Source organism: Mycobacterium sp., assembly GCF_050700595.1.
Taxonomy (GTDB): Bacteria; Actinomycetota; Actinomycetes; order Mycobacteriales; family Mycobacteriaceae; genus Mycobacterium.
The window spans coordinates 1-9940 of sequence record NZ_JBOHHI010000224.1; the positions used below are offsets into that span (position 1 = coordinate 1).

At 68.5% G+C, this 9940-nt stretch carries 9 protein-coding genes; 4 read left to right on the forward strand and 5 right to left on the reverse strand.

Features of this window, described 5'->3' with window-relative positions; all coding sequences use genetic code 11:
- Positions 1–74: 74 nt before the first annotated feature.
- The 3 genes from ACRDTL_RS20300 to ACRDTL_RS20310 all read left to right on the forward strand — a co-directional run bounded on the left by ACRDTL_RS20300 (position 75) and on the right by ACRDTL_RS20310 (position 4780).
- Entirely contained in the window at positions 75–989 is a 915-nt protein-coding gene (locus tag ACRDTL_RS20300; RefSeq protein WP_431508493.1) for a heme o synthase, read from the forward strand.
- A gap of 339 nt (positions 990–1328) precedes the next feature.
- A complete protein-coding gene (locus ACRDTL_RS20305) occupies positions 1329–2912 on the forward strand; it encodes a PPE family protein (RefSeq protein WP_431508494.1) in 1584 nt (527 codons plus the stop codon).
- A gap of 350 nt (positions 2913–3262) precedes the next feature.
- Positions 3263–4780 carry a PPE family protein gene (locus ACRDTL_RS20310; protein ID WP_431508499.1) on the forward strand — a complete coding sequence of 506 codons (1518 nt, stop codon included), beginning with the start codon at positions 3263–3265 and terminating at the stop codon, positions 4778–4780.
- Here ACRDTL_RS20310 and ACRDTL_RS20315 read toward each other — a convergent pair.
- Positions 4761–5738: a quinone oxidoreductase family protein gene (locus tag ACRDTL_RS20315; RefSeq protein WP_431508495.1), complete on the reverse strand. Its 978-nt coding sequence runs from the start codon at positions 5736–5738 to the stop codon at positions 4761–4763. The genes ACRDTL_RS20310 and ACRDTL_RS20315 overlap by 20 nt on opposite strands.
- A gap of 26 nt (positions 5739–5764) precedes the next feature.
- On the opposite strand from ACRDTL_RS20315, the gene ACRDTL_RS20320 reads away from it, so the two are divergent.
- Positions 5765–6418: a hypothetical protein gene (locus ACRDTL_RS20320; protein ID WP_431508496.1), complete on the forward strand. Its 654-nt coding sequence runs from the start codon at positions 5765–5767 to the stop codon at positions 6416–6418.
- Here ACRDTL_RS20320 and ACRDTL_RS20325 read toward each other — a convergent pair.
- The 4 genes from ACRDTL_RS20325 to mptB form a co-directional block, all read right to left on the reverse strand.
- Positions 6368–7279 carry a COX15/CtaA family protein gene (locus ACRDTL_RS20325; RefSeq protein ID WP_431508500.1) on the reverse strand — a complete coding sequence of 304 codons (912 nt, stop codon included), beginning with the start codon at positions 7277–7279 and terminating at the stop codon, positions 6368–6370. The two genes, ACRDTL_RS20320 and ACRDTL_RS20325, sit on opposite strands and share 51 nt — an antisense overlap.
- Positions 7280–7387: 108 nt before the next feature.
- A complete protein-coding gene (locus tag ACRDTL_RS20330; protein ID WP_431508497.1) occupies positions 7388–8161 on the reverse strand; it encodes an ABC transporter permease in 774 nt (257 codons plus the stop codon).
- The gene (locus ACRDTL_RS20335; protein ID WP_431508501.1) at positions 8158–9078 is read right to left on the reverse strand and encodes an ABC transporter ATP-binding protein; all 921 of its coding nucleotides are present in this window, start codon (positions 9076–9078) and stop codon (positions 8158–8160) included. The genes ACRDTL_RS20330 and ACRDTL_RS20335 overlap by 4 nt, the downstream gene beginning before the upstream one ends.
- A gap of 20 nt (positions 9079–9098) precedes the next feature.
- Positions 9099–9940, reverse strand: an 842-nt coding sequence (mptB, locus tag ACRDTL_RS20340) for a polyprenol phosphomannose-dependent alpha 1,6 mannosyltransferase MptB (RefSeq protein ID WP_431508498.1), incomplete at its 5' end; no start/stop codon positions are given.

Here is a 9940-nt window from a genome sequence, read left to right on the forward strand (position 1 = left end):
CCCCGCCGCGCCGTTGCGGTCTACCATCGGCGGTAGTAGAAGCCGCGCGCCGCTGTGATCCGAGGAGTTATTGCGTGAGCATTCGCGGGCGCGTCGCGCCGAGCCGAGTACGCGATGCGCTGCTCGCATACCTGGCGCTGACCAAGCCGCGGGTCATCGAGTTATTGCTGGTCACGGCGATCCCGGCGATGTTGCTCGCCGACCGCGGCACGGTGAACCCGGTACTGATCCTCAACACGCTGATCGGCGGCATGTTGGCCGCCGCGGGCGCCAACACACTGAATTGCGTGGCCGACGCCGATATCGACAAGGTGATGAAGCGCACCGCGCGACGGCCGCTGGCCCGTGCCGTCGTGCCGACTCGCAATGCACTTGTGTTCGGGTTGGCTTTGACCGTCGGGTCTTTCTGCTGGCTGTGGTGGACCACAAACCTGTTGTCCGGTCTGCTGGCCCTGGCCACGATCGCGTTCTACGTCTTCGTCTATACGTTGTTGCTCAAGCGCCGGACCTCGCAGAACGTGGTATGGGGAGGGGCGGCCGGCTGTATGCCGGTGATGATCGGCTGGTCGGCGGTCACCGGCACAATCGGTTGGCCGGCGCTGGCGATGTTCGCGATCATCTTTTTCTGGACACCGCCGCACACCTGGGCGCTGGCCATGCGCTACAAGGACGATTACCGGGCGGCCGGCGTGCCGATGCTGCCCGCGGTTGCGACGGAGCGCGAGGTCACCAGGCAAATTCTGATCTACACGTGGCTGACTGTGATCGCGACCCTGGTCTTGGCATTAGCCACCGGATGGCTGTACGCGGCGGTTGCCGTGCTGGCCGGGGTGTGGTTCCTGGCGATGGCCCACCAGCTTTACGCCGGGGTTTGCCGCGGCGAACCGGTCAAGCCGCTGCGGCTGTTTTTGCAGTCGAACAATTATCTCGCGGTGGTGTTCTGCGCGTTGGCGCTCGACTCGGCGATCGCCCTGCCGACGCTGTTGTAGTGAGCGGGCGGCGGGCGCCGCCGACCCACGGAGCCGGAATACCTTGGCGCACTGGGCTTCCGGATTAACTATCGTGGCTACCACCTGGACCGGTAGATCAGCGTCGACCCGCGTGAGTTAGCGCCGGTCGAGATCGAATGCCGTGCGCGAGTGGAACGGTTGACGCAGGGCGCGTCGTTCGATTCGCATAACCGACCGCTCCGGCACAGCGACTGAGTACGGGGCTTGAAATACCGCCCGTCGTGGTATTGAATACCTGATAATGAAAATCATATTCAATTACCCACTGGCGGTCGCGCATGCGGCGGTCGCGCATGCGACGGTGGAGTTGGGTCGCTGGTGACCGCGCCGATCTGGATGGCCGCACCGCCGGAGGTGCATTCCGCGTTGCTGAGCAGCGGTCCGGGGCCCGGTTCGCTGCTGGCGGCGGCCGGGGCATGGTCATCGCTGTCCGCTGAATACGCTTCGGTCGCCGATGAACTCGGCGTGGTGTTGGCTGGAGTGCAGGGCGGGGTATGGGAAGGTTCGGCAGCGGAGTCGTACGTGGCCGCGAATGTGCCGTATCTGGCGTGGCTGACGCAGGCCGGCGCGAACAGTGCGGCCGCGGCCGCCAGCCATGAGGCCGTGGCCGCCGCCTACACCACCGCGTTGGCCGCGATGCCCACGCTCCCGGAGCTGGCCGCCAACCACGCGATTCACGCAGTGCTGGTGGCGACGAATTTCTTTGGGATCAACACGATTCCGATCGCACTCAACGAGGCCGACTACGCGCGGATGTGGATTCAGGCCGCCACCACGATGGGCACCTATCAAGCAGTCTCCAGCGCGGCGGTAGCGTCGACTCCGCAGACCGCACCGGCGCCGCAGATCCAGAAATCCGACGCTTCAAACCAAAGTTCGAGCGACCCATTCCACGACCCCACGGTCGACAACCCGCTGGACGACTTCATCGCGAACATCCTCAAGAACTTCGGGATTAATTGGAACCCCGCCCAGGGAACCGTGAACGGACTGCCCTACGACTCATATACAAATGCAGGACAACCGATCTTCTGGGTAGTTCGAGCACTGGAACTCTTGGAGGATTTCCAACAGTTCGGCGTATACCTGACCCAAAATCCGGCATTGGCTTTTCAGTACCTGGTCGACCTCGCGCTGTTCGACTGGCCGACTCACATAGCCGAGATTGCCAGTTTCTTGGTGACCCAGCCGGAGTTGCTGGTGCCCGCGGTCCTCGCGGCGGTGGCGCCGTTCGGAGCCGTCGGCGGCTTCGCAGGGCTGGCCGGCCTGGCCGGACTACCTCAGATCGCGGTCGTGCCGGCGCTGTCACCCGCCGCAGCCGCACCCCCTGCGTTGCCGGCCGTCGCGATGGCGCCGACTTTCGCGGCGCCCGCCCCGACCGCTGCCTCGGCACCAGCACCCACGACCGCGTCCCCGGTGAGCACCGTCACCACTCCCGCGCCGCCGCCGGCGCCGCCGCCGGCCGGTGGGGCGGGTTTTGTGCCCCCCTACGCGGTGGGGGGTCCCGGCATCGGTTCCGGCTCAGGGATGAGCACCAGCGCCAGCGCGAGCGCGAAAAAGAAAGCGCCGGAACCGGATACCGCCGCGACCGCGGCAGCAGCGGCCGCGCGGCAAACGGCGCGGGCGCGACGACGCCGGCGCGCGAAGCTGCGCGATCACGGCGATGAACACGCGAATATGGATGTCGACGTCGATCCGGACTGGGATGTGCCGGACGATAGGCCGCTGGCGTCGGACAGCGGGGCGGGGCCGGTGGGTTTTGCCGGCACGGTGCGCAACGAGGCCGTCGAGCGGGCGGCGGGGTTGACCCGGCTGGGCGGTGACGACTTCGGCAGCGGTCCGAGCTTGCCGATGGTGCCGGGCAGCTGGGACGCCGAGCGTCCCGATGGCGTCAAGGAATGATGCGAGTGGGAAGAAGCCGCAGGGCTGACCCGCGACCAAGCCGAAGCCGCCGAGTGGGGCGGTCAACCACGTCGCCGTCGAAGACGGTGCGCTATTGGACATTTGGAGAATTTCCGGTCCGAGCGTGACCGAATTAACACCTCGACAAGTTAGCTTAGGCAATGCTAATGTTCAGCGGATCAACGTGGGACGGGGGGAGGGGACGGCAGGGGCGTGCACAACTGCGCCAACCGGGCACTTGCGGCTCGGGTTAGGGCGGCTGGGTCTGGCACCAGTTATGCGATAGGGGATGCCGTGGCAGCCGACTCGTATCCGATCGGCGGCGGCTGACGGTGATCGCAGCCATATGGATGGCGTTTCCGCCGGAGGTGCATTCGGCGTTGCTGAGCGGTGGCCCGGGACCGGGGTCGTTGCTGGCGGCCGGGGGGGCCTGGTCGTCGTTGAGTGCCGAATACTCTTCGGCGGCTGATGAACTCAGCGCGCTGTTGACGGCGGTGCAGGCCGGCGCGTGGGAGGGGTCGGGCGCGGAGTCGTATGTGGCCGCGAACGTGCCGTATCTGGCGTGGCTGATGCAGGCCAGCATCAACAGCGCGGTGGCAGCTGCTCAGCATGAGACCGCGGCCGCGGCCTACACCGCCGCATTGGCGGCCATGCCGACCCTGGCAGAGCTGGCCGCCAACCACGCCATTCACACGGTGTTGGTGGCCACGAATTTCTTTGGGATCAATACGATTCCGATCGCGCTCAACGAGGCCGACTACGTGCGGATGTGGACCCAGGCCGCCACCACGATGGCCACCTATCAGACGGTGTCCGGCAGCGCGGTGGCGTCGACGCCACACACCACCCCGGCGCCGCAGATCCAGAAAACCGCGGACCCCAGCGCCGCGCAGACCAACGCCCCGTCGACGGGCCTGGGCGACCAGCTGGCTGCCCTAGTGCACGAACTCGGAGTGCCGGACCAAATCGTTCATGAGTTCGGGATCGACAACATATATGACTTCCTGAACAATCCGGTGGGCTACATGGAGTCGCACTTCATCCACAGACTCTTGACGGATCCGTTGGCGTTGCTGGTTAACCCGCTTTATGTGTTCTTCGACGGCGACGAGGTGTTCTTCCCGCTCGGCTATGCGTTTCTCCCCGCCTCCGTCGGGGCCCTGGCGATCGCCCCCGTCGGATCTGCGGTCGGCTTCGCGGGCCTGGCCGGGCCGGCCGCCGCAGAGCCTGCCCCGACCGCCATCGCTCCGGCGCTGGAACCCGCGCCGACTGTGCCCGAGATGTTGCCGGCCATCGGGATGGCCCCGCCTGCGGCCGCACCAGCCGTGGTCGCGGCTCCGGCCCCAGCTGTGCCAGCCCCGGTGCCCACCGCGCCCGCTGCGCCTCCTCCTCCACCACCGCCGCCGGTCACCGGCGGGGAGGCCTTCGCCTACCCCTACTTGGTCGGTGGTGGCCCGGGCAGTGGGTTCGGTTCACAGACGAGCACCGGCACCAACGCCAAGGTCAAGACACCGACCTCCGAAACCGCCGCGGCCCCAGCCGCTGCGGCAGCCGCGCGGAAACAGGCCCGGGCTCGGCGGCGCCAGCGGGCGGGGCTGCGTGGGTATGGCGACCAGTTCATGGATATGGATGTCGAGGTTGACCCGGACTGGGGCGCACTGCCGGATGATGAGCCGCTGGCGTCGGGCAACGGGGCGGGGCCGTTGGGTTTCGCCGGCACCGTAGGTAACGAGGCCGTTGACCGGGCCGCGGGGTTGACCACGCTTCCGGGTGATGAGTTCGGCGCCGGCCCGACGCTGCCGATGCTGCCTGGCGGCTGGCAGCCCGACGCACCCGAGGACCAACAACCTACGGAACCAACACGATAGAGCCGACCGTCTTGCGCCCCTGCAGGTCGCGGTGAGCCTGAGCGGCGTCGGCCAGCCGATAGCGCGCGCTCACCGTCACATCGATAGAACCGGTCGCGATCGCGTCGAACAGTTCTTCTGAACGCCAGGCGAATTCCTGGGCGGTGCGCGTGAAATGGACCAGCGACGGCCGGGTCAGGTATACCGAGCCGGCGGCGTTGAGCCGTTGCGGGTCAACCGGCGGAACAGGTCCGCTGGCCGCGCCGAACAACGCCAAGGTGCCGCGCACAGCGAGGCTGGCCAGGCTGGCATCGAAGGTGCTGGCCCCAACGCCGTCGTACACCGCGGCCACGCCGGCGCCGGTGGTCAGGTCACGGATCCGTCTGCCGAACTCGTCGGGGTCGTCGCCGGGATAATCCAGCACATCGGTCGCGCCGGCCTGCCGGGACAACTCGGCTTTGGCCGGCGTCGACGCCGTCGTGATCACCCGGACGCCCAGGCTGGTGGCCCACTGCGTCAGGATCAGGCCCACTCCGCCGGCCCCGGCGTGCACCAGCACGGTGTCGCCGGGCCGCGCCGGGTAGACCGACTTGAGTAGGTAGTGCGCGGTCATTCCCTTCAGCAGCGCCGATGCCACCAGATCCAAATCCACCGCGGGCGGCACCTGAGCAACGAATTCTGCTGGTGCAGTGCAGAATTCGGCGTATGCACCCGATGCCGCCGCGGTAACCACCCGGTCATCGCGGCTAAGCGTTGTCACACCGTCGCCGACGGCCGCGACGGTCCCGGCCACCTCGGTGCCCAGGATGAAGGGCACGTCGCGCGGATATTGCCCGGAGCGGAAATAGGTGTCGATGAAATTGACGCCGATCGCGTCGGCCTTGATCAACACCTGCCCGGTGGTCGGAGACGGCCGCGGCTTCTCGACATAGCGCAGTACTTCGGGCCCGCCGGTTTCGGTGACTTCGATGGCATGCATGCGAACTATCATTCCGTGGAGTGCGCATGAAGTTGGCCCGGCCCGACATTCGCCATCCCCGGATCGTGCTGGCCGGCAGCGGCGGCGACGGGGGACTGGTCGCCGCGCTACGCCGGCGCGGCTTACACGCGCATTGGTTGCCGTGGGACGACCCGGCCACGCTGCACGCTGATTTGGTGATCCTGCGCGCAGCCGGCGACGACCGGCCGACCGAGTTCTTGGCCTGGACCAGGCGAGTGCGCCACCTGCTCAACCCGCCTGATGTCGTCGCATGGAACACCGACAAGCGATACCTGGGGGACCTGCAGTGCGCCGGGGTGCCGACCCGCGCGGCCGCGCCAGACGACACGACCGCGCTGGTCTTCCTTGGTGGCACGCAGTCGCACGCGTTCACCACCCAGCGGTCGGTCGAGGCCGACTTCGAACTGTGGGACGCCGGACACGCGGCATTGCGCGTCGCCGCCGAACAGGCCCGCATCAGGGCCGATGAGCTGCTGTACGCTCGCGCCGACGTCACCGATGACGCCGGGTTGGTCGGGCTGGATCTGGTGGCGCCGGCGCTGGGCTGGCAGCTGCTCGACGACGCCGCGCGCGATATCGCCGAACGCCGGTTCGCGGTCTGCGTCGAGTCAGCCCTGGAGCGGCTGGGGCTCGGCCCGTTCTCGCATCGACGCCCATAGCGCGGCGGTGGCGGCGGTGCACAGGGCCGCGCCGGCGACGTGCACCGCCACCAGCGCCGGCGGGACTCCGGTGAAAAACTGCACGGTGCCGACCAGGCCCTGCCCGCACACCAGCAGGATCAGCACGCCCAGTCGCAGCAGCACCGGCCTGGGCGCCTGCACGGCCAGCAACCCGAACCCGAGTCCGACCAGCAGCGCCAGGTAGGCCACCAACAGCGACGAGTGCATGTGCACCAGCGTGGTGATCTCGATCTTGAGCCGCGGCACCGTCCGAAACGGGCTGGTGTCTCCGGCGTGCGGCCCGGCGGCGGTGACCAGCGTGCCGGTCACCAGCACCGCGGCCAGCGTGACCGCGCCGACCAGCGTCAGCCCGCGTAGCGGCTTGACCACGGTGTGGGTGACGACGGCCCCATTGGGTTCGCCGATCTTGACGTAGAGCAACACCGCCAGCCACACCATCGTCATCGACGCCAACAGGTGGACGGCCACCGTCCACCACAACAGGCCGGTCAGCACGGTGATGCCGCCGATCACCGCCTGCAGCACCGTCGAGGCGGGCATCAGCCAGGCGTAGACCAGGACTTCCGCGCGGCGGCGGGCCCGGGTGACCGCGAGCACCACCAACGCCGCGGCGATGGCCACCGCGAATGTGACCATCCGGTTGCCGAATTCGACGGCCTGGTGGATACGCGGCACCTCGGCCACGGCAACCGGGGTGAAGCTGCCCGGGAAGCATTGCGGCCAGGTTGGGCAGCCCAGCCCCGACGCGGTGACACGGACGATCGCGCCGGTGACGGCGATACCGCCCTGGGTCAGGATGACGGCCGCGGCGATGAGGCGCTGGGTGCGCACGCTGGGCATCGGCAATAGGTCCACCAGCCGCAGCAGCCACCGTCCGACGGGCATGGCGGCGCGGGTCGTCACGAACCCGATCGTAAGCGACCGCGAACTACGCGCCGTAGTAGCCCGTCAGGTGAACCTGAACCAGCGCAGCGCGGCCAGTGCACCCAGCGTGCCCCATCCGGCGAGGACGACGACGCCGAACCAGTCGACCGACACCGTCATCGCCTGCGACAGTGCCTCGGTCAGCGCACCGGACGGGGTGAGCCGTGCCGCCCATTTGACCGCCGTCGGGATCATGTCCGTTTCCAGGGTCAGCGCGCCGAAGCCGGCGAACACGAACCACAGCAGGTTGGCGACGGCCAGCACGATCTCGGCGCGCAGCGTGCCGCCCAGCAGCAGGCCCAACGCGGCGAAGGCAGCCGTGCCCACCGCGATGATGCCCGCGCCCAACGCCAGACCCGCCGCATGCGGGCGCCAGCCCAGCCCGAAACCGATGGCACCCAGGATGATCGCCTGCAAGAACACCACCGCCACCACGGCCAGCGACTTGCCGGTGATGATTCCCCACACCGGCAGCGAGGTGGCGCCCAGCCGTTTGAGTGCGCCGTAACGGCGATCGAACGCGACGGCGATGGCCTGGCCGGTGAATGCGGTGGAGATCACCGCCAGCGCCATGATCACCGGGACGAACATGTCGGCGCGGTCCGCACCGAACGATCCGAGCGGCATCAGCGTCAACCCGACCAGCAGCGTGATCGGGATGAACATGGTCAGCAGCAGTTGCTCGCCGTTGCGCAGCAGCAGCTTGAGCTCCAGCGTGGACTGCGCGGCCAGCATTCGCGACACGGTGTTGGGGTGCGGGTTGGGCGTGAAGGTTCCCGCCGGGAACAGCGCGCTCATGACCGCAGCTCCCGTCCGGTCAGGTCCAAAAACACATCTTCCAGGCTGCGCTGTTCGACCCGCATGTCGGTGGCCAGCACGTCGATTTGCGCGCACCACGCTGTCACCGTCGCCAGGACCTGTGGGTCCACCGGGCCTTCCACCAGGTACTCGCCCGGTGCCGCCTCGCTGACGTGGTAGCTCTCCGGCAGGGCCGAGACCAGCAGTGACAGGTCGAGCCGCGGCGGGGCGCTGAAGCGCAGCTGGTCCTTGGCGCCGGTGCGCATCAGCTCTGCGGGCGTGCCGGCGGCCACCGTGACTCCGTGGTCGATGATGACCAGCCGGTCGGCGAGCTCTTCGGCCTCCTTGAGTTGGTGGGTGGTCAGCACCACGGTCACACCGTCGCGGCGCAGCGCGTCGATCAGCTCCCACACCAGCACCCGGGCATGGGCGTCCAGGCCGGCGGTGGGCTCGTCGAGGAACACCAGCTCGGGACGGCCGACCAACGCGCAGGCCAGCGCCAGCCGCTGCTGCTGGCCACCGGAAAGCCGCCGGTAGGTAGTGCGGGCAGCGTCGGTGAGGCCCAACGTGCTCAGCAGCCATTGCGGATCCAGCGGCTCGGCGGTGTAGGCGGCCACCAGGTTGAGCATCTCGCCGGCGCGGGCGGCCGGATATCCGCCGCCGCCCTGCAGCATCACTCCTATGCGCTCCCGCAGCCGCGCGTTGTCGGCGATCGGATCCAGTCCGAGCACCTCGATGGTGCCGGCATCCGGACGGACGAAGCCCTCGCACATCTCGACCGTCGTCGTCTTGCCGGCACCGTTGGGCCCCAGCAGCGCGAACACCTCGGCCTCGGCCACGTCGAGGTCGAGATCGGCCACGGCCTTGACGGCAGATGGGCCCGACCCGTACCGCTTGGAAACCCCGCGCAACCGCACCGGGGCTTTCGAGGCCGAGCTCACGGGGATTCCGCGTAAGCGCCGGGCACCGTTGTGGGCCGCCGGGTCTCGGTGGCGCTCACCACATCCGGGGTCGCCGCGTCGTCGATCTGCTCGCGGCCGGCATCGGCCAGCCGCGGCCATGGCAAGCGGGTATATGTCAGCCCGATGAGCAGCAGCACAATGATGGTGCTTGCGACGGTGGCGTCGAGGATCTGGAACAACGCGAAGCGGTCGCCGTTGGCGGTCGGACCGAAAATGCCCACGACGATCGTGACGCCGATGGCCGCGATCCGGAAGCCCGGGCGGGTGGCCCAGGCGGCCAGCGGGATGATCGCCCACAACAGGTACCACGGCTGCACCACCGGAAACAGCAGGACCGTAACGCCCAATGCGACGCCGAGCCCGCCGACCGGGTGCAGCCGGCCGCGGAACACCGCGGCCAGCAGCAAGCCCACCATCACGGCGATGATCAGCACGCCGATTCCGCGGGTCAGTGACAACACCGCGGTGGTGTGATCGCCCAGCCCCAGCAAGATCCCCGCCTGCCCGGTAGCGAGTGCCAACAGCGTGGGCGGCGACATCCAGCTGCGCACCACGTTGGCGGTGCCCAGCGTGTAGATCCAACCGAAGCCGAGCCGGCTTGCCCAGCCGACGACGGCCATCACGGCCAACGCCAGCCCGGCCATCAGCCCGCCGGCCAGCAGGAGCGCGCGCAGGTTGCCGCCCCAGCGACGGGCCAGTGCCATCGCGACGAATCCCAGAGCCAGCAGCGACGGCAGCTTCACCTGGGAGGACAGCGTGATCAGCACGGCGCCGGCCAGCAGCATGCCCAGCGGCGCCCGGTGCTGCCATCGTTGTC